The sequence below is a fragment of the Streptomyces sp. NPDC039736 genome, assembly GCF_055596485.1.
This window is the reverse complement of the sequence record NZ_JBVIUQ010000001.1, coordinates 777,787-795,345: the sequence shown is the minus strand read 5'-3', so window position 1 is coordinate 795,345 and position 17,559 is coordinate 777,787. Positions and strand designations below refer to the sequence as shown.

General features: G+C 72.7%; 16 protein-coding genes. 10 read left to right on the top strand and 6 right to left on the bottom strand.

Going from position 1 to position 17,559, the window contains the following annotated elements:
* Nucleotides 1-56: 56 nt before the first annotated feature.
* On the bottom strand, nt 57-1,244 hold the full coding sequence (locus ACZ56L_RS03385; protein ID WP_471060999.1) for an ROK family transcriptional regulator: 1,188 nt from the start codon (nt 1,242-1,244) through the stop codon (nt 57-59).
* A 272-nt stretch (nt 1,245-1,516) separates the two neighbouring features.
* On the opposite strand from ACZ56L_RS03385, the gene ACZ56L_RS03380 reads away from it, so the two are divergent.
* Nucleotides 1,517-1,972, top strand: a complete 456-nt coding sequence (locus ACZ56L_RS03380; RefSeq protein WP_471060996.1) for a hypothetical protein — start codon at nt 1,517-1,519, stop codon at nt 1,970-1,972.
* On the opposite strand, the gene ACZ56L_RS03375 is transcribed toward ACZ56L_RS03380, so the two are convergent.
* The gene (locus ACZ56L_RS03375) at nt 1,969-2,925 is read right to left on the bottom strand and encodes a beta-ketoacyl-ACP synthase III (RefSeq protein WP_471060993.1); all 957 of its coding nucleotides are present in this window, start codon (nt 2,923-2,925) and stop codon (nt 1,969-1,971) included. The two genes, ACZ56L_RS03380 and ACZ56L_RS03375, sit on opposite strands and share 4 nt — an antisense overlap.
* 212 nt (nt 2,926-3,137) lie before the next feature.
* Here ACZ56L_RS03375 and fdhD point away from each other — a divergent pair, with 212 nt between their 5' ends.
* Nucleotides 3,138-3,974 (top strand): formate dehydrogenase accessory sulfurtransferase FdhD, encoded by an 837-nt coding sequence (gene fdhD / locus ACZ56L_RS03370; protein WP_345218472.1) that lies wholly within the window; start codon nt 3,138-3,140, stop codon nt 3,972-3,974.
* Nucleotides 3,975-4,063: 89 nt separating this feature from the next.
* Here fdhD and ACZ56L_RS03365 read toward each other — a convergent pair whose 3' ends face one another.
* Entirely contained in the window at nt 4,064-4,468 is a 405-nt protein-coding gene (locus ACZ56L_RS03365) for a (2Fe-2S) ferredoxin domain-containing protein (protein WP_468684408.1), read from the bottom strand.
* Nucleotides 4,465-5,505, bottom strand: a complete 1,041-nt coding sequence (locus ACZ56L_RS03360) for a bile acid:sodium symporter family protein (RefSeq protein ID WP_345218469.1) — start codon at nt 5,503-5,505, stop codon at nt 4,465-4,467. Before ACZ56L_RS03360 ends, ACZ56L_RS03365 begins: the two co-directional genes overlap by 4 nt.
* Before the next feature lie 99 nt (nt 5,506-5,604).
* Here ACZ56L_RS03360 and ACZ56L_RS03355 point away from each other — a divergent pair, with 99 nt between their 5' ends.
* The 3 genes from ACZ56L_RS03355 (at nt 5,605) to ACZ56L_RS03345 (ending at nt 11,008) form a co-directional block, all read left to right on the top strand.
* On the top strand, nt 5,605-6,477 hold the full coding sequence (locus tag ACZ56L_RS03355; protein WP_380837733.1) for a LysR substrate-binding domain-containing protein: 873 nt from the start codon (nt 5,605-5,607) through the stop codon (nt 6,475-6,477).
* A 409-nt stretch (nt 6,478-6,886) separates the two neighbouring features.
* On the top strand, nt 6,887-8,710 hold the full coding sequence (locus tag ACZ56L_RS03350; protein WP_471060988.1) for an AMP-dependent synthetase/ligase: 1,824 nt from the start codon (nt 6,887-6,889) through the stop codon (nt 8,708-8,710).
* Between the two features lie 696 nt (nt 8,711-9,406).
* A complete protein-coding gene (locus ACZ56L_RS03345; RefSeq protein WP_471060985.1) occupies nt 9,407-11,008 on the top strand; it encodes an ABC-F family ATP-binding cassette domain-containing protein in 1,602 nt (533 codons plus the stop codon).
* A gap of 147 nt (nt 11,009-11,155) precedes the next feature.
* On the opposite strand, the gene ACZ56L_RS03340 is transcribed toward ACZ56L_RS03345, so the two are convergent.
* Nucleotides 11,156-11,923, bottom strand: a complete 768-nt coding sequence (locus ACZ56L_RS03340) for a class I SAM-dependent methyltransferase (RefSeq protein ID WP_471060982.1) — start codon at nt 11,921-11,923, stop codon at nt 11,156-11,158.
* Between the two features lie 144 nt (nt 11,924-12,067).
* Between ACZ56L_RS03340 and ACZ56L_RS03335 the strand changes: the two genes are divergently transcribed.
* The 4 genes from ACZ56L_RS03335 (at nt 12,068) to ACZ56L_RS03320 (ending at nt 15,651) form a co-directional block, all read left to right on the top strand.
* Nucleotides 12,068-12,898 (top strand): aldo/keto reductase, encoded by an 831-nt coding sequence (locus ACZ56L_RS03335; protein WP_345218457.1) that lies wholly within the window; start codon nt 12,068-12,070, stop codon nt 12,896-12,898.
* A 242-nt stretch (nt 12,899-13,140) separates the two neighbouring features.
* Nucleotides 13,141-13,635 (top strand): RICIN domain-containing protein, encoded by a 495-nt coding sequence (locus ACZ56L_RS03330; protein WP_345218455.1) that lies wholly within the window; start codon nt 13,141-13,143, stop codon nt 13,633-13,635.
* Nucleotides 13,636-13,753: 118 nt separating this feature from the next.
* Nucleotides 13,754-14,620, top strand: coding sequence for a trypsin-like serine peptidase (locus ACZ56L_RS03325; protein WP_468684396.1), 867 nt, complete (start codon nt 13,754-13,756; stop codon nt 14,618-14,620).
* 167 nt (nt 14,621-14,787) lie between these two features.
* Complete coding sequence (locus tag ACZ56L_RS03320) at nt 14,788-15,651, top strand: trypsin-like serine peptidase (protein WP_345218451.1); 864 nt, start codon at nt 14,788-14,790, stop codon at nt 15,649-15,651.
* A gap of 25 nt (nt 15,652-15,676) precedes the next feature.
* On the opposite strand, the gene ACZ56L_RS03315 is transcribed toward ACZ56L_RS03320, so the two are convergent.
* A complete protein-coding gene (locus tag ACZ56L_RS03315) occupies nt 15,677-16,615 on the bottom strand; it encodes an AraC family transcriptional regulator (RefSeq protein ID WP_471060977.1) in 939 nt (312 codons plus the stop codon).
* A gap of 100 nt (nt 16,616-16,715) precedes the next feature.
* Between ACZ56L_RS03315 and ACZ56L_RS03310 the strand changes: the two genes are divergently transcribed.
* The gene (locus ACZ56L_RS03310; protein WP_471060974.1) at nt 16,716-17,552 is read left to right on the top strand and encodes a Rossmann-fold NAD(P)-binding domain-containing protein; all 837 of its coding nucleotides are present in this window, start codon (nt 16,716-16,718) and stop codon (nt 17,550-17,552) included.
* Nucleotides 17,553-17,559 lie beyond the last annotated feature (7 nt).

Below are 17,559 nucleotides of genomic sequence, written 5' to 3'. Positions count from 1 at the left end.
GCGCGTCGGCCAAGGGGGCTGAGCGGGTCAAAGGGGTGCGGGCGGTCTCTTGGGAGCTAGGAGGCCGGGGAGAAGAGGTGGTCGGTGATGAGGAGGGTGGCGCCCGTGACGCCCGCCGTGGGGCCCAGTTCGCCGAGGACGATGGGGAGGTTGCCCGTGGCCAGGGGCAGGGACTGGCGGTAGACCTGGGTGCGGATGCTGGCCAGGAGGTGGTGGCCCAGGCCCGTGACGCCGCCGCCGATCACCACGAGACCCGGGTTGAAGAAGCTGACCAGGCCGGCGATGACCTGGCCGACCCGGTTGCCGCCCTCGCGGATGAGGGCCAGGGAGGCCGGGTCGCCGGCGGCGGCCGCCGCGGCCACGTCGGCCGCGGTCAGCCGGCCGTGCGTGTCGAGACGGGAGGCGAGTTCGGGGGAGCGGCCCGACCGGGCGGCCGCCTCGGCGTCGCGGGCCAGGGCCGCGCCGCCGAAGTGGGCCTCCAGGCAGCCCTTGTTGCCGCAGGCGCACGCACGGCCGTCGGGCTCGACCTGGATGTGGCCGATGTCGCCCGCGCTGCCGGTGGCCCCCCGGTGGACCTGGCCGCCGACGACGATGCCGCAGCCGATGCCGGTGCCGATCTTGACGCAGAGGAAGTCGTCCACGGACCGGGCGACGCCCGCGTGCCGCTCCCCCATCGCCATCAGGTTCACGTCGTTGTCGACCAGTACCGGACAGCCCAGGTCCTGGCTGAGCGCCTCGCGCACCGGGAAGCCGTCCCAGCCGGGCATGATCGGCGGGGCCACCGGGACGCCCTCCGGGAAGCGCACCGGCCCGGGGACGCCGACTCCCGCACCGTCGAAGCCCCCGGGTGCGAGACCCGACGACCGGAGCTTGGCGGCCAGGCCGAGGGCCTGCTCGAAGACCGCGACGGGCCCCTCCCGCACGTCCATCAGCTGGTTGAGGTGCCCGAGGACCTCCAGCTCGGCGTTGGTGACGGCCACGTCGATCGAGGTCGCGCCGATGTCGACGCCGAGGAAGCGGAGTTGCGGAGCGAGCCGGACGTTGTGCGAGCGCCGTCCCCCGCGTGAGGCGGCGAGACCGTCGGCGACCACGAGGCCGGTGTCGAGGAGCCGGTCGACCTCGACCGCGAGCTTGGAGCGGGAGAGCTCGACCTGATCGCCCAACTGGGCCCGGGAGCCGGGGCCTCCGTCGCGCAGCAGCCGGAGCAGGCGCGCCTGGTGCGCGTTCGCGGGTCGAGCCGTCATGCGCCTCACGTGCCCCTCCTGCCGCACGGACCGCACGCGGCGGCCTGTTCTGGTCCCTCTCGGGTCGTCCGGGCGGAGTCGTCCGGGCGGGCTGTGGAGGGGAACGTAGCAGCGGGTACGGGGGCTGGGAAGAAGTCATGCAGGATTTCGCGCTACTTTTCCCATCGCCAGGACAAAGTGCCGTCGGACGGTCCGCGAATGACGCCCATGCCGTCGGGCATCCGGCGACCATGGACATGACGCGGCATCACATCACGTTGGCGGCAAGCAAGTTGACGAGATTCACCGACGTCGGCTGGCTGGACTTCCTGCTGAACGCGGCCCTCTACCTCGGGTTCCTCGGCGTCGGCGTCTGGATCACCTGGTGGTGGCAGGAGCGCAAGCGCGGTGTCCGCGGCGCGGCCGAGAAACATCGCCTGGCCGTCGGGCGGCGGATGCGGACCCGTCGAATTCTCGCCGCGCTCTCGATGGTGGGGGCCCTCGCACAGATCGGCGTCGGTATCGCCCTGACCACCCGGAGCGACCCGGACGACGACGGGCAGTTCCTCCTCGTGACCGGCGGGCTCGTGGTGCTCGCCTGGCTGTTCGCCCTGCCGCTGTGCCGGCCCCTCCCCCGCCCGGCCGACGACCGGTCGGTCAAGCACGCGCCGACCAGGGAGAAGCCGTACGACCAGGTCTCGTACGACCACCTGCCCGCGAAGGTCCCGGACCGGAGGCGGAACCGCTAGGGGCAGCGCACGACCTGGCCCGCGTACGACAGGTTGCCGCCGAAGCCGAACAGCAGCACCGGGTCGCCCGAGCGCAGCTCGCCGCGCTCGACCAGCTTGGAGAACGCCATCGGGATGCTCGCGGCCGAGGTGTTGCCCGAGTCGACGACGTCACGGGCGATGACCGCGTTGACGGCGCCGATCCGCTGGGCGAGCGGCTCGATCAGGCGGAGGTTGGCCTGGTGGAGGACGACCCCGACGAGTTCCTCGGGGGCGATCCCGGACCGCTCGCAGACCTTGCGGGCGATCGGCGGGAGCTGGGTGGTGGCCCACCGGTACACGGACTGGCCGACCTGTTCGAAGCGCGGGGGCGTCCCCTCGATCCGTACCGCGTGACCCATTTCCGGCACGGACCCCCACAGCACCGGGCCGATCGCGCCCGAGGCGGTGTCGTCGGCCTCCGGTGTCGCCTCGACGACCGCCGCGCCCGCACCGTCGCCGACCAGGACGCAGGTCGAGCGGTCGGTCCAGTCCGCGATCTCGGTCATCTTGTCGGCGCCGATGACCAGCGCACGGGTCGCCGACCCGGCCCGTACCGCGTGGTCGGCGGTGGCCAGGGCGTGCGTGAAGCCCGAGCAGACGACGTTGAGGTCCATCACGGCGGGCGAGCCCATGCCCAGGCGTGCGGCGACCCGGGCGGCCATGTTGGGCGAGCGGTCGATGGCGGTGGAGGTGGCCACCAGGACCAGGTCGATGTCCGCCGGGTCCAGGCCCGCGGAGGCGAGCGCCTTGGCGGCGGCGTGCGCGGCCAGCTCGTCGACCGGTTCGTCGGGGCCCGCGACGTGCCGGGTCCTGATCCCGACCCGGCTGCGGATCCACTCGTCGCTGGTGTCGACCAGCTCGGCCAGGTCGGCGTTGGTCAGTACTTTGGCCGGCTGGTAATGCCCGAGCGCGACGATCCGTGAACCGGTCATGTGCGCCTCCACCCCTCATTGCGGACAGTCGGAGCGACCCAGTCTTCTTTGTGACCCACCGGTACGAGGGCGTGTGATTCAACAGCATTCGCCACCCAGACTTTGGAGCTTCCCGCCGACCGCACGGACAATGGGCGACGCCATCAGCACACCGGGTCGCATCGGCGTCCGGTGGGCCGCTTCTCGTCACTCTCGGGGCAGGACTGATCACCATGGGCCGGGTCACCGCACGCCGTCGCGTCGTACGCATCAGGGGCGGGGCCGTCACCGCGCGGCCGGACACGCTCGTGGCGGAGGAGCCGCTGGAGATCCGGCTCGACGGCAAGCCCCTGGCCATCACCATGCGCACCCCCGGCGACGACTTCGCGCTGGCCGCGGGCTTCCTGGTCAGCGAGGGCGTGCTCGGCGACGGGGCGGAGGTCGCGAACATCGTCTACTGCGCGGGCGCCCGCGAGGACGGGTCCAACACGTACAACGTGGTCGATGTGCGGCTCGTTCCCGGGACGCCGGTCCCGGACATCACGCTGGAGCGCAACGTCTACACGACCTCCTCCTGCGGGCTGTGCGGGAAGGCGAGTCTGGACGCGGTGCGCACGCAGGCGCGCTTTCCGGTCCTGGACGAGCCGCCGGTACGGGTGACGCCGGAGCTGCTGGCTTCGCTGCCGGTGCGGCTGCGGGAGGCGCAGCAGGTGTTCGACAAGACGGGCGGACTGCACGCGGCCGCGCTGTTCTCCGACACCGGGGAGCTGATCGACGTGCGCGAGGACGTGGGGCGGCACAACGCGGTCGACAAACTGGTGGGACGCGCGCTGACGGAGGGCCGGCTGCCGTTGTCGCGGTCGATCCTGCTGGTGTCGGGGCGGGCGTCGTTCGAGCTGGCGCAGAAGGCGGTGATGGCGGGGATACCGTTCCTGGCCGCCGTCTCCGCGCCGTCGTCGCTGGCCGTGGACCTGGCGGCGGAGACGGGGCTGACGCTGGTGGGCTTCCTGCGGGGGTCGGACATGAACGTGTACGCGGGCGAGGAGCGGGTCGTGCTTCCGCGGACGTGACGTCCGCAGTCGTGATGTCGACAGTCGTGACGTCGGCAGTCGTGACGTCGGCAGTCGTGACGTCCGCGGCCGTACGTCCGCGCAGGCGTTCAGCGCCTCTTCGCGGTACGGGTTTCCACCGGCGCCGGGATGAACTGGAGCTCCAGCGTCGCCGGGGGCTCGGCGACGCCGGGGCCGCCCGCCGCCACCCAGGCCAGGATCTCGTCCGTGCTGTCGTCGTCCAGCGCCCAGCCGACCCAGGCCGCCCGGCCTCCCCTGCGCCGCCCCTCGGTGGACGGCTGGACCACCACGACGTTGGCCTGTCCGCACGGGCCCAGGCAGTCGCTCGTACGGACGGCCAGGCGGCCGGCGGAGGCGGCCGCGGCCTCGCGCATCCTGCGGAGCTGGCCGGCGTGGTCGGTGCCGGGGTTCTTGCGGGCGTCGCCGCAGCAGCAGCCCCGGCACACGGTGAGGGCGCAGGGGCGGTTGCCGAAGGTGCGTATCGCTGAGGTCACTTGTCGATCTTGCCAGCCGGGGCCGGTGCGGCGACAGGGGGCACCCGCGTCGACGCGGGCACCGGGTCCTCGCTCCTGCGCCGGGCGATCACCGCGCACACCATCAACTGCATCTGGTGGAACAGCATCAACGGCAGCACCGCCAGGCTCGCGTGCGCCCCGAACAGGACGCTCGCCATCGGCAGCCCGGCCGCCAGGCTCTTCTTCGACCCGGCGAACTGGATCGCCACCCGGTCCGCCCGGCCGAAGCCCAGCTTCTTCGACCCGTACCAGGTGAGCGCCAGCATCACCGCGAGCAGCACGGCCTCGACCCCGAGCAACGCGGCCAGGCGCAGCGGCGAGATCCGGTTCCAGATGCCCTGCGCCATGCCGAGGCTGAAGGCGGCGTACACGACGAGCAGGATGGACGAGCGGTCGAAGTAGCCGAGCACCTTCTTGTGCCGTACGACGAAACCGCCCACCCAGCGCCGCAGCAACTGCCCGGCCAGGAACGGGGCCAGCAGTTGGAGCCCGATCCGCAGCAGCGAGTCCGCGGAGAAGCCCGCCGCGCCGCCGCTCAGCAGGAGCGCCGCCAGCAGGGGCGTGACGAGGATGCCGACGATGCTGGAGAAGGAGCCCGCGCAGATCGCCGCGGGGACGTTTCCGCGGGCGATCGAGGTGAAGGTGATCGACGACTGGATGGTCGAGGGGACCAGGCACAGGAAGAGGAAACCCTGGTAGAGCTCGGGTGTGAGCACGTGCGGGACCAGGAACCGGCCCGCGAGGCCGAGGAGCGGGAAGAGGACGAAGGTGGCGGCGAGCACGGTGACGTGCAGCCGCCAGTGCGCGAGGCCCTGGAGCATCTCGGCGGTCGACAGCCGCGCCCCGTACAGGAAGAACAGGATCGCGATCGCCGCCGTCGAGACGTGCCCAAGCACCTCGGACGCCGGGCCGGTGGCGGGCAGCAGGGTGCCGAGGCAGACCGCGCCGAGGAGCGCGAGGACGTATCCGTCGACCGGGAACCAGGACGGCAGCTTGAGGCGGCTCATGCGGGCCATCGTCTCCCCCGGCCGTCCGATCGGGAAACCTGCATACGACGCTCACTGTCATCACGGATCGTGATGACGGCGAGGTGGCGGGGGCGGTACGTTCGGCGTGTGTACGAGCCGACGCAGTTGCGCACCTTCCTCGCCGTGGCCCAGACCCTGTCGTTCACGCAGGCCGCGCGGCGCCTGGGGCTGCGTCAGTCGACGGTCAGCCAGCATGTGAAGCGGCTGGAGGAACAGGCCGGGCGGCGGCTGTTCGTACGGGACACGCACCGGGTGGCGCTCACCGAGGACGGCGAGGCGATGCTCGGGTTCGCCCGGACGATCCTGGCGGCGCACGAGCGGGCGGCGGCGTTCTTCACGGGCAGGCGGCTGCGCGGACGGCTGCGGTTCGGGGCGTCCGAGGACTTCGTGCTGACGCGGCTGCCGGAGATCCTGGAGGCCTTCCGGCGGGACCATCCGGAGGTGGATCTGGAGCTGACGGTGGAGCTGTCGGGGATCCTGCACCGGCAACTGGAGAGCGGGCGGCACGACCTCGTACTGGCGAAGCGGCGGGCGGACGACACGCACGGCGAGCTGGTGTGGCGGGACTCGCTGGCGTGGGTGGGGGCGCCGGGGCTGCGGGTGGAGGCGGACCGCCCTGTTCCGCTGATTCTCTTTCCGCCGCCGGCGATCACGCGGGCGCGGGCCCTGGAAGTGCTGGAGACGCAGGGGCGGGCGTGGCGGATCGCGTGCACGAGCGGAAGCCTGAGCGGGCTGGTGGCGGCGGCGCGAGCGGGGCTGGGGGTGATGGCGCACACGCGGGGGCTGGTGCCGCCGGGACTGGAGCCGGTGGCGTCGCGGAGCGGGCTGCCGGAGCTGGGCGGGGTGGAGTTCGTGCTGCTGCGCGGGAGGCGGCGGGGCGCCGCGGTGCAGGAGGCGGCGCAGGCGCTGGCCGAGGCGGTGCTGGCGGGGGCGGACCGGCTGCACCGGGGTGGGGGGTAGGGCGGGGCTTCCGGGGAGTGGGCTGCTGGGTGGGGGGTCTCGGGGGGGGGCTCTGGGGGCGGAGCCCCTGTGGGCCAGAGGTCCTGTGGGCCAGAGGTCCTGTGGGCCAGAGGTCCTGTGGGCCGGAGCTCCTGCGGGGCGTGCGGCCGTGCAGATGCGCGCGCCCCGGGCGTACGCCCGTAGGCGCGCGGTGGCCTCCGCGTACAGATTCCGTGGAGATTTCCCGAGCCCGACTTACCCGGAAGTAAGGTCACGGTCCGAGCCCTCCGATGGGGTCGCCCGGGGGGCCTGTGACCTGTACCGATGTCCCGATCGCAGTTTCCGGCAGCGGCTCTCGCCCCCTCCCGCGGGGGGCGGTATTGGGGTACCGTCACCGGCGCTGTGCGGAGCGCCTCAAGGAGCCAGGACATTGCGCGAGTTCACTGTCCCACCCCTGGCCGCGCCCCCTCGGGCCGGCGGACTGGCGGACGCGGTGTTCCGCAACGCGGACGAGGACCCGCACCGGGTCGCACTCGGCCGCAAGGACGCGGACGGTCACTGGCGGGACGTCACCGCGGCGCAGTTCCGCGACGAGGTGATGGCGCTGGCGAAGGGGCTGCTGGCCCAGGGCGTGCGGTTCGGCGACCGGGTCGCCATCGTCTCCCGTACGCGCTACGAGTGGACGCTCTTCGACTTCGCCCTGTGGGCGGTCGGGGCGCAGCCGGTGCCGGTGTATCCGACGGCCTCCACCGAGCAGGTCTTCTGGACGCTGCACGACTCCGAGGTGGTGGCGTGCGTGGTGGAGCACGAGGACCACGCGATGACCGTGGCCTCGGTGATCGACCGGCTGCCCCGGCTGTCCCGGCTGTGGCAGCTCGACGCGGGCGGGGTGGCGGAGGTGGTGGCCTCCGGGGCGCAGGTGGACGACGACGTGGTGCACCGGCACCGGCGGGCGGTCACCCCGGAGTCGGTGGCGACGGTCATCTACACCTCGGGCACCACCGGGCGTCCCAAGGGCTGCGTCCTGACGCACGCGAACTTCATGACCGAGGCGGACACCGTGATCGCGCGCTGGGAGCCGGTGTTCCGCTCCGCGCCCGGCGACGAGGCGTCGACGCTGCTGTTCCTCCCGCTGGCGCACGTCTTCGGGCGGATGGTGGAGGTGGCGGCGATCCGGGGAAGGGTGAAGATCGGGCACCAGCCTGTCATGGCGGCGGCCGAGTTGCTGCCGGATCTGGCGGCCTTCCGGCCCACGTTCGTCCTGGCGGTCCCCTACATCTTCGAGAAGGTCCACCACGCGGCCCGGCGCAGGGCGGAGGCCGCGGGCAAGGCCGCCGTCTTCGACAGGGCGGTCGAACTGGCGGTGCGGTACGCGGAGGCGCTGGAGCAGCGGGCGTTCGGGACCGGGCCCGGCCCTTCGGCCTCGTTGCGGATGCAGCACCAGCTCTACGACAAGCTCGTGTACGGGAAGGTGCGCGAGGCGCTGGGCGGGCGGGTGCGGCACGCGATGTCGGGCGGATCGGCGATGGAACGGCGGCTCGGCCTGTTCTTCGCGGGGGCGGGCGTCACCATCTACGAGGGATACGGGCTGACGGAGTCCACGGCGGCCGCGACGGCGAACCCGCCGGAGCGGACGCGGTTCGGAACGGTGGGGCTGCCGCTGCCCGGTACCACCGTGCACATCGCGGACGACGGGGAGGTGTGGCTGCACGGCGGCCACGTCTTCGCGGGCTACCTGAACGACGCCGCCGCCAGCCGGGCCGTCCTGCACGACGGGTGGCTGTCCACCGGGGACATCGGCTCGCTGGACGCGGACGGCTACCTGACGATCACCGGGCGGAAGAAGGAGATCCTGGTGACCTCGGGCGGCAAGAGCGTGTCGCCGACGGGTCTTGAGGAGCGGGTGCGGGCGCATCCGCTGGTCGCGCAGTGCATCGTCGTCGGCAACGACCGGCCGTACATCGCGGCGCTGGTGACGCTGGACCTGGAGGCGGTCGAGCACTGGCTGGCGATGCACGGGCGGCCGCCGATGGAGCCCAAGGACCTGGTGCGGGACCCGGAGCTGGAGACGGAGGTGCGCAGAGCGGTGGTGGCGGCCAACACGCTGGTCTCGCAGGCGGAGTCGATCCGGACCTTTCGGATACTGGCGCACCAGTTCACGGAGGAGCGGGGGTTGCTGACGCCGTCGTTGAAGTTGAAGCGGAAGGCGATCGAGGAGGCGTACGGGGCGGAGGTCGCCGCCCTCTACCGATGAGGGGCCCCGCTCGACCGCCCCCTTCGGACCACGCTCCCCTTCCCCCTTGGGCCACGCTCCCCTTCCCCCCGCTCCCTTGGGCTTCACCCCGAGCCCCCTTGGGCGACGGGGCCGCCCTTCCCCCTCCCCCAGCCCCCTTGGGCGACGGGGCCGCCTTTCCCGCTTCCCCCGCCCCCTTGGGCGACGGGGCCGCCCCAAGGGGGCGGAACGGGCGGGCAAGGGGGCGGCCCCTCCCGCTCCCGGCTCACCCGGGTGCCGCCCCTGGTTAAGCGCCCGTGCCGGGCAAGCTCCTCTGCAAGGGCCGCGACCCCAGCCCCGTACCGGACGCACAGCCCCGCCCGGCTCGGGCAGGAGAGGCCCCGGACCCGCCCCTCTCCCTAAAGCGCTCGCCGCGCGGCCAGTGCACGGTCCCGTGCAGGAGCGTCGTGGCTGGTCGCGCAGTTCCCCGCGCCCCTGACGGGGCACCACCCCCGGTGGGAAACGTGCGGGCGCGTCGTGGTTGTTCGCGCAGTTCCCCGCGCCCCTGAAGGGTGGGGAACGTGCAGGCGCGTCGCAGCCGGCCGCGCGGAAAAGTCGGTCGCCCGGGAGCGGGCGTTGCGTTTAGGCTCGGGAGCATGTCTACGCCCCGTGTTTCTTAGCTGAGGACCCCCTTCCACGCCACCCGTGTGTCCTCTCGCTTTTCCGGAGCGTAATTCCATGATCACCGTCCGCGGTGTCGACGTCTGCGTCGGCGCCCGACTCCTCCTGTCCGACGTCTCCTTCCACCTCTCCCCCGGCGACCGCGTCGGCCTCGTCGGCCGCAACGGCGCCGGCAAGACCAGCCTGCTCAACACCCTGGCCGCCCCGGCCCCGCCCGCCGTCGGCAGCGTCGAGCGCACCGGCTCCCTCGGGTACCTGGCCCAGGACTCGCGGGCCGCCGACCCCGCCGTGCCCGTCGGCGAGCGCATCCTGTCCGCGCGCGGGCTGGACCGCGCGACCCGGGAGCTGCGGGCCGCCGAAGTCGCCATGGCCCAGGCCGGCGGCCCCGCGCAGGTGCGGCGGGCCATGGCCGCCTACACCCGCGCCGAGGCCGACTTCCAGGCCCGCGGCGGATACGCCGCCGAGGCCGAGGCCGCCCGGGTCGCGGCCGGGGTGGGGCTGCCCGGCGACGCCCTGGACCGGCCCGTCGGCGAGCTGTCCGGCGGCCAGAAACGGCGGGTGGAACTGGCCAGGATCCTGTTCGCCGACCACGACACCCTGCTGCTCGACGAACCGACGAACCACCTCGACGCCGACTCCGTGGCCTGGCTGCGGGCCTTCCTGCACTCCTACCGGGGCGGCGTCGTCATCATCAGCCATGACGTCGGGCTGCTGGCCGAGACCGTCAACCGGGTGTTCCATCTCGACCCCGCGCGCGGTGCGCTCGACGTGCACAACACCCCCTGGCACACCTACCTCGCCGCCCGCGACGCCGAGGAGCGCCGACGGGCCCGCGAGCGGGCCGCCGCCGAGCGCAAGGCGGCCGCCCTGCACACCCAGGCCGACCGGATGCGGGCGCGCGTCTCCACCGCCGTCGCCGCCAAGAACATGGCCCGGCGCGCCGACAGGCTCCTCACCGGTCTGGCCCCCGTGCGGCGCACCGAGAAGGTCGCCCGCATCCGGCTGCCCGAGCCCGTGCCGTGCGGGCGGACGCCGCTGGGGGCGATCAGCCTGACGAAGGCGTACGGCGGCCGGGAGGTCCTGCGCGGGGTCGACCTCGCCGTGGACCGGGGCAGCCGGCTCGTCGTGCTCGGGCTCAACGGGGCCGGCAAGACCACCCTGCTGAAGGTGCTCGCCGGGCAGGTGAGCCCGGACTCGGGGCGCGTCGTGCACGGGCACGGCCTGCGGCTCGGGTACTTCGCGCAGGAGCACGACACGCTGGCGGCGGCCCGTACCGTACGGGAGAACCTCGCGTCCGCGGCCCCGCACCTGGACGACGGCGAGGCCCGGCGGGTGCTCGGGGCGTTCCTGTTCACCGGGGACGACGCCGACAAGCCGGCCGGGGTGCTGTCGGGCGGTGAGAAGACGCGTCTGGCGCTCGCGGGGCTGGTGCACTCGGGGGCCAATGTGCTGCTGCTCGACGAGCCGACCAACAACCTCGACCCGGCGTCGCGCGGCGAGGTGCTGGGGGCGGTGGACGCGTACCCCGGCGCGATCGTGATGGTCACGCACGACGAGGGCGCGATCGAGGCGCTGCGGCCGGACCGGGTGCTGGTGCTCCCGGACGGGACCGAGGACCTGTGGGGCCAGGAGCACCTGGGCCTGGTGCCCCTGTCCTAGATGCCCTGGATGTCCAGGTGTCCTGGACAACGGGACACCTGGACAACGGGCGCACCGGGCGTGCGCCTGTCGTGGGCGTGCCCCGTCCGGGCAGAGGTGAGGGGGTGAGGGGCGGCCTCCCGGGGGCCGTCCCTCACCCGCCGTTCCTCACGCGGGCTTGCGGGCCTCGATCAGGAAGCGTGCCGTGTGCGCCACGAAGGAGCCGTCGTGGCGGATCAGCGCGTCCATCTCCCGCAGCCGGTCCCGGTACTTCTCGACCGTGAAGCCGGGCACCATCCAGATCACCTTGCGCAGGAAGTAGACCACCGCCCCGATGTCGAAGAACTCCGTACGGAGCGACTCCGACCGCAGGTCGACGACCTCCAGGCCGGCTGCCTCCGCCTCCTCGCGCGCGGTCTCCGGGCGGCGCCCCAGGCGTGCCTCGGGCTGCGGGCCCAGGAAGAACTCGACGACCTCGAAGACGCTGGCGGGGCCGACGTGCTGGGAGAGGTACGTGCCCCCGGGGGCCAGTACCCGGGCGATCTCCTGCCACCACGCCTTCACCGGGTGGCGGCTGGTGACCAGGTCGAACGCGCCGTCCGCGAAGGGCAGCGGGGGCTCGTCCGGGTCGGCGACGACGACCGCGCCCAGGGGATGCAGGAGGCGGGTGGCCTTGGCCACGTTCGGCGGCCAGGACTCGGTGGCGACCATCACCGGGGGCAGCTTCGGCGCCCCGGCGAGGACCTCGCCGCCGCCGGTCTGGATGTCCAGGGCGGCGGACGCGGTGGCCAGGCGCGCACTCATCTGCCTCTGGTATCCCCAGGAGGGCCGCTGCTCGGTGGCGCGGCCCTCCAGCCAGGAGAAGTCCCAGCCGTCGACGGGCACGGCGGCTGCCTCGGCGACCAGCTCGTCGAACGTACGATTTTCAGTGCCCATATGTGGATGATCGCTATATTGCTGGAGAAAAGCCATCGTGTGGCGACAATCGGCCGGACCGGGACGACCAGAGCGGGAATGCCCGCCCGGCGATGATCGTTGACCACGGAGAAGCCCCCCGACGACGTAAGGAAAAGTTTCCTCGTGAGCAAGGTCCCCTCCCTGACCCTCAACAACGGCGTCGAAATGCCGCAGCTCGGGTTCGGCGTCTGGCAGGTGCCGGACGACGAGGCCACGGCAGCGGTGAGCACGGCTCTGGAAGCCGGTTACCGGAGCATCGACACCGCCGCGATCTACGGCAACGAGGAGGGCACGGGCCGTGCGCTCGCCTCCTCCGGGATCGCCCGTGACGAGCTGTTCGTCACGACCAAGCTGTGGAACGACAAGCAGGGGTACGACTCCGCCCTGCGCGCCTTCGACGAGTCGCTCGGCAAGCTGGGCCTGGACTACGTCGACCTGTACCTGATCCACTGGCCGGTCGCCCAGCGGGGCGCCTTCGTGGACACCTTCAAGGCCTTCGAGAAGATCCTCGCCGATGGGCGCGCCAAGGCCATCGGCGTCTCGAACTTCCTGCCGGAGCACCTGAAGACGCTGCTCGCCGAGACCTCGGTCGTCCCGGCGGTCAACCAGATCGAACTGCACCCCCAGCTCCAGCAGGGCGAGTCGCGCGCCTTCCACCAGGAGCACGGCATCACGACCGAGGCCTGGTCGCCGCTCGGCCAGGGCAAGGGCCTCCTGGAGGTCCCGACCGTCGTCGCGGTCGCCCGCAAGCACGGCAAGACCCCGGCCCAGGCGGTCCTGCGCTGGCACCTCCAGCTGGGCAACGTGGTGATCCCGAAGTCCGTGACCCCCTCGCGGATCGCGGAGAACATCGACGTCTTCGACTTCGAGCTGGACGCCGACGACATGGCGGCCCTCGCCGCCCTGGACGAGGGCAAGCGCCTGGGCTCGGACCCGGCGGTCTTCGGCGCCTGAGCCCGCCGGGGGGCTGTCGACGCCCGAGTGCCGTCGCCCGGCCCCTCGCCCCCCGGGCCCCGTCGCGGGGCCCGTCGACGCAGGTCACCGCCTCCGGTCCGCTGATGCGGGCCGGGGGCGGTTCAGTTGTGCTCCGGACATGCGGACCGCGCCGCCCGCACTCGTGCCGAGCCGCTGCGGGGGCGGCGACCGCGCCGGGGGGAGAACGGTGACCGTACGAGGGCCGTCGTACACTCCCAGGCATGGTTCGTCCCACCCCGACCGCGCTCAGCCCCTCGTCGGGCGCCTCCTCGCCGGCCGACTGCCTCCTGCGCAACGTCGGCAGCGGGCTGCTCCTGGAGGTGCGCGGCGGCGCGAAGGGCAGTGGCGCGCCCGTTCAGCAGGGCAGGGACAGCGGGTCCGACGCCCAGCGGTGGACGCTGACCCCGGTGCACGAGGGCAGCGGGCTGCACCACGTGGTGAACGCGGCCAGCGGCAAGCGGCTCGACGTCGCGGGCGCCAAGCTGGAGAACGGCGTGCGGATCCAGCAGTGGTCGGCGAACAACTTCGGCGCGCAGGAGTGGATCGTCGAGCGGCACCCGGACGCGCCGGGGCGGGTGAGCCTGGTGAGCTGGATCAGTGGGCTGCTGCTGGAGGTCGCGGAGCGCAGCACGGCCGACGGCGGGCGGGTGCAGCAGTGGGAGGACACCGACTCGCCGTTCCAGTGGTGGCAGGTGGAGCCCGTACCGGCCAACTGATGGGCGGAGTACGGCTGTTGGCGGCTCGGACGACGGCTCCTTTCGGGCAGGGCCCTTGCCCGGCGCGGGCGGACCCTCCAAGAATGCCCCTGACATTCGTCGCTGGAGGGGAACGCGCATGAGAAAGCCTTGCCTCGGTGCACTGCTCGCCCTGGCTCTCCTGGGAGCCGGTGCGGCGCCCGCGGTCGCCGCCACGGACCGGGCCGCCGATCGCCCGACGGCCCGGCACCGGCCCGCGCCGGTCGACTTCGCCGGGACCGTCGCGCTCAGCAACTGTTCGGGCTCCGTGGTCCGCCTGCCGCAGTCCCGGCCGGACGATCCGGCGCTGGTCCTGTCCAACGGGCACTGCATCACCGAGCAGGACATGCCCGGCGCGGGCGAGGTCGTCCTGGACCTGCCGTCGAAGCGCACGTTCGCGCTGTTGAACGCCAAGGCGGAGAAGGTCGCCACGCTCACCGCGAGCAAGCTGGCGTACGCGACGATGACCGACACGGACATCGCGCTCTACCGGCTCACCGAGAGCTACGGGCAGATCCAGCGGAAGTACGGGATCAAGCCGCTCCGGCTGAGCACGCAGCACCCGCGCGAGGGCCGCGCGATCACGGTGGTCTCCGGGTACTGGAAGAAGACGTACGGCTGCGACGTCGACGGCTTCGCGTACCGGCTCAAGGAGGGCGAGTGGACCTGGAAGGACTCCGTCCGCTACACCTCCGGCTGCCGGACCATCGGCGGCACCTCCGGCTCCCCGGTGATCGACAACCGCACCGGCAAGGTGGTCGCGGTGAACAACACCGGCAACGAGGACGGTGAGCGCTGCACGGTCAACAACCCGTGCGAGGTCGACAGGCGAGGGAAGGTGACGGTGCGTCAGGGCATCAACTACGCCCAGCAGACGTACGGCATCGCCGCCTGCGTCGGGCGCGACAGCCAGGTGGACCTGGACCGGCGCGGCTGCCGCCTGCCGGAGCCCGCGCGTACGCGGTAGGGGCGGGGCGGGCCTGTTGCGGCACGACGAGACCTTCACCTCGCGTGCCGCAACACGCACAGCAGCCTCACAGAGGCCCTCTTGTCCGCCCTGTGGAATCCCCGAACAATGCCCATGACAAACCGGGCCGCTCGGTCCGGTCATACAGGCACGGAGGGGACCCCCACATGAAGAAGCCTCTCGTCGGCGCTTTTCTCGCCACCCTGCTCGTCGGGGCGGGCGTGGCACCCGCGTTCGCGGCCACCGGCCAGGACGCGGCGCCGGCCACGGCCGAGGCGTCAACAGGAGCCAAGGTCAAGGCGGTTGACTTCGCCGGAACGGTCGCGCTGAGCAACTGTTCCGGTTCGGTCGTGCGCACAGCCGCCTCGCAGCCGAACGACCCGGCCCTGGTGATGTCCAACGGCCACTGCCTGGAGACCGGTTTCCCGGCTCCCGGCCAGGTCGTCGTCAACAGGGCCTCGTCCCGCACCTTCTCGCTGCTCAACGGCGCGGCCCAGAAGGTCGGCACCCTGCGGGCCAGCAAGATCGCGTACGGCACGATGACCGACACGGACGTCTCGCTGTACCAGCTCACCAGCACGTACGCACAGATACAGAACCAGTACGGGATCAAGGCGCTGGAGCTCAGCGCGGCCCGCCCGGCGCAGGGCACCGCCATCACGGTGGTCTCCGGGTACTGGAAGAAGACGTACGGCTGCAACATCGACGGCTTCGCGTACCGGCTGAAAGAAGGGTCCTGGACCTGGAAGGACTCGGTGCGTTACACCTCCGCCTGCCAGACCATCGGCGGCACCTCCGGCTCCCCGGTGCTCGACACCAACACGGGCAAGGTCGTCGCGGTGAACAACACCGGCAACGAGGACGGCGGGCGCTGCACGGACAACAACCCGTGCGAGGTCGACGAGGCCGGGCGGGTGACGGTCCGCCGGGGCATCAACTACGGCCAGCAGACGTACAACATGGTTCCGTGCATCACCGCGGGCAGCAAGATCGACCTGAACCGGCCGGGCTGCGGGCTCCCCAAGCCATAATCCCCGGTGCGCTCATGACGTGACGTCAGCTCGCAGCGGATCTCCGGTGCTGTTGCGGGCTGACGCCGCGCACCCGCTTGAAGGCGGCGCTCAACGCGAACGACCCGCTGTAGCCGACCTTCCTGGCCACCGCCTCCACCGTCGCGTCCGTGGTCCGCAGCAGATCGGCGGCGAGACTGAGCCGCCATCCAGTGAGGTACGCCATCGGGGGCTCCCCCACCAACCCGGTGAACCGGCGGGCCAGTCCGGCCCGGGAGACGCCGGCCTCGCCCGCGAGGGAGGCGACGGTCCACGGCCGGGCGGGTTCGTTCTGCATGAGCCGCAGCGCCTGCCCGACGACGGGGTCCCCCATCGCCCGGTACCACGCGGGCGCCTCGGCCTCCGGCCGGGAGAACCAGGCCCGCAGCGAGGCGATCAGCAGCAGGTCCAGCAGCCGGTCCAGATACACGCTCTGCCCGGGCTCGTCCCGGCTGATCTCCTCCTCCAGCACCGGCAGCAGCGGGCAGCGCCACACCTCGGCGGGCAGGTACGCGAGCGGCGGCAGGGCGTCCAGCAGCCGCTGCCCGACCTCGCCGCCCAGTTGGTACGTCCCGATCAGCATCACGGTCTCGCCGTCGGCCCGGTCGCCCCAGGTCCGCACCCCCAGTTGCATGGACTCCGCGAGCGGCGCCCCGAACCGCGTGCTGCACACCCCGCCGGGCCCGATCCGCGCCCGGACCGGGCTCGCGGGAGTGTCCGCGCAGGTGTACGGATCGGGGCCGCGCGCGATGGCCAGGTCACCGGGGCGCAGCAGCACGGCGTCACCGCTGTCCGGCATGACCCAGGCGGTCGAGCGCGTCATGCACATCAGGGTGAGCGGGGCCCGGTCCTCGATGCGGATCGACCAGGGCGGGTCGAGCACGGCCCGCAGGAGGAAGGCGCCGCGGGCCCGGGGCCCGTCGAGCAGGCCGGCGAGAGCGTCCATGTCCGCAACCCTAGCCATAGGGGCGGAGGTTGGACGTACGCGTATGCGCATGAGCCTGTCGAGCATGTTCCGTCCAGCTCGGCGGCGCGAGGCTTGGGCCATGACGACGAACGAGAACGTGAACACGGTGTTGGTGACGGCGGCCTCCGGCAAGACGGGGCGCCGGGTCGCGGAGCGGCTGACGGCGCGCGGCCTCGACGTGCGGGCCGGGTCCCGCACCGGCGCGGTCCCCTTCGACTGGGAGGACGAGAAGACCTGGGGTCCGGCGCTGGCGGGCGCGGACGCGGCGTACGTGACGTACTACCCGGACCTGGCGGCGCCGGGCGCGGTGGCGGCGATGCACGGCTTCGGCCTGGCGGCCGGGGAGCAGGGCGTGCGGCGGCTGGTCGTCCTCTCGGGCCGGGGCGAGCCGGAGGCGGTCCGGGCGGAGAATGCGCTCCGGGAGGCCTGGGGCGACCCCTCGGGCCTGACGGTGGTCCGGGCCGCCTTCTTCGCGCAGAACTTCAGCGAGGGGGCACTGGCCGAAGGGGTCGCGGCCGGCGAGATCGCCTTCCCCGCCGGGGACACGGCGGAGCCGTGGGTGGACGCGGAGGACCTGGCGGACGCGGTCGTGGAGACGCTGGTCGCGCCGGGGCACGGGGGCGAGGTGTACGAGCTGACCGGCCCGCGGCTGCTGACCTTCGCGGAGGTGGCGGCGGAGCTGTCCCGGGCGACGGGCCGGGAGGTGCGCTACGTGCCGGTCACCGTGCCGGAGTACGCCTCCGCCCTCCAGGGCCACGGGCTTCCGGCCGGAGAGGCGCAGTGGCTGGCGGGGCTGTTCGGGGGGCTTCTGGACGGGCACAACGCGTCGACGACGGAGGGGGTGCGGAGGGTGCTGGGCCGGGCCCCGCGCGACTTCCGCACCTTCACGGTTACCACCTGGCCGACCGCCCCCTGACCGCGAC

Excerpts from the sequence above, each read along its gene's own strand:
- ACZ56L_RS03385 (WP_471060999.1), bottom strand. The coding sequence starts at position 1,244 with ATGACGGCTCGACCCGCGAACGCGCACCAGGCGCGCCTGCTCCGGCTG.
- ACZ56L_RS03375 (WP_471060993.1), bottom strand. The coding sequence starts at position 2,925 with ATGACCGGTTCACGGATCGTCGCGCTCGGGCATTACCAGCCGGCCAAA.
- fdhD (WP_345218472.1), top strand. The coding sequence starts at position 3,138 with ATGGGCCGGGTCACCGCACGCCGTCGCGTCGTACGCATCAGGGGCGGG.
- ACZ56L_RS03360 (WP_345218469.1), bottom strand. The coding sequence starts at position 5,505 with ATGGCCCGCATGAGCCGCCTCAAGCTGCCGTCCTGGTTCCCGGTCGAC.
- ACZ56L_RS03345 (WP_471060985.1), top strand. The coding sequence starts at position 9,407 with ATGATCACCGTCCGCGGTGTCGACGTCTGCGTCGGCGCCCGACTCCTC.
- ACZ56L_RS03340 (WP_471060982.1), bottom strand. The coding sequence starts at position 11,923 with ATGGGCACTGAAAATCGTACGTTCGACGAGCTGGTCGCCGAGGCAGCC.
- ACZ56L_RS03330 (WP_345218455.1), top strand. The coding sequence starts at position 13,141 with ATGGTTCGTCCCACCCCGACCGCGCTCAGCCCCTCGTCGGGCGCCTCC.
- ACZ56L_RS03325 (WP_468684396.1), top strand. The coding sequence starts at position 13,754 with ATGAGAAAGCCTTGCCTCGGTGCACTGCTCGCCCTGGCTCTCCTGGGA.
- ACZ56L_RS03320 (WP_345218451.1), top strand. The coding sequence starts at position 14,788 with ATGAAGAAGCCTCTCGTCGGCGCTTTTCTCGCCACCCTGCTCGTCGGG.
- ACZ56L_RS03315 (WP_471060977.1), bottom strand. The coding sequence starts at position 16,615 with ATGGACGCTCTCGCCGGCCTGCTCGACGGGCCCCGGGCCCGCGGCGCC.
- ACZ56L_RS03310 (WP_471060974.1), top strand. The coding sequence starts at position 16,716 with ATGACGACGAACGAGAACGTGAACACGGTGTTGGTGACGGCGGCCTCC.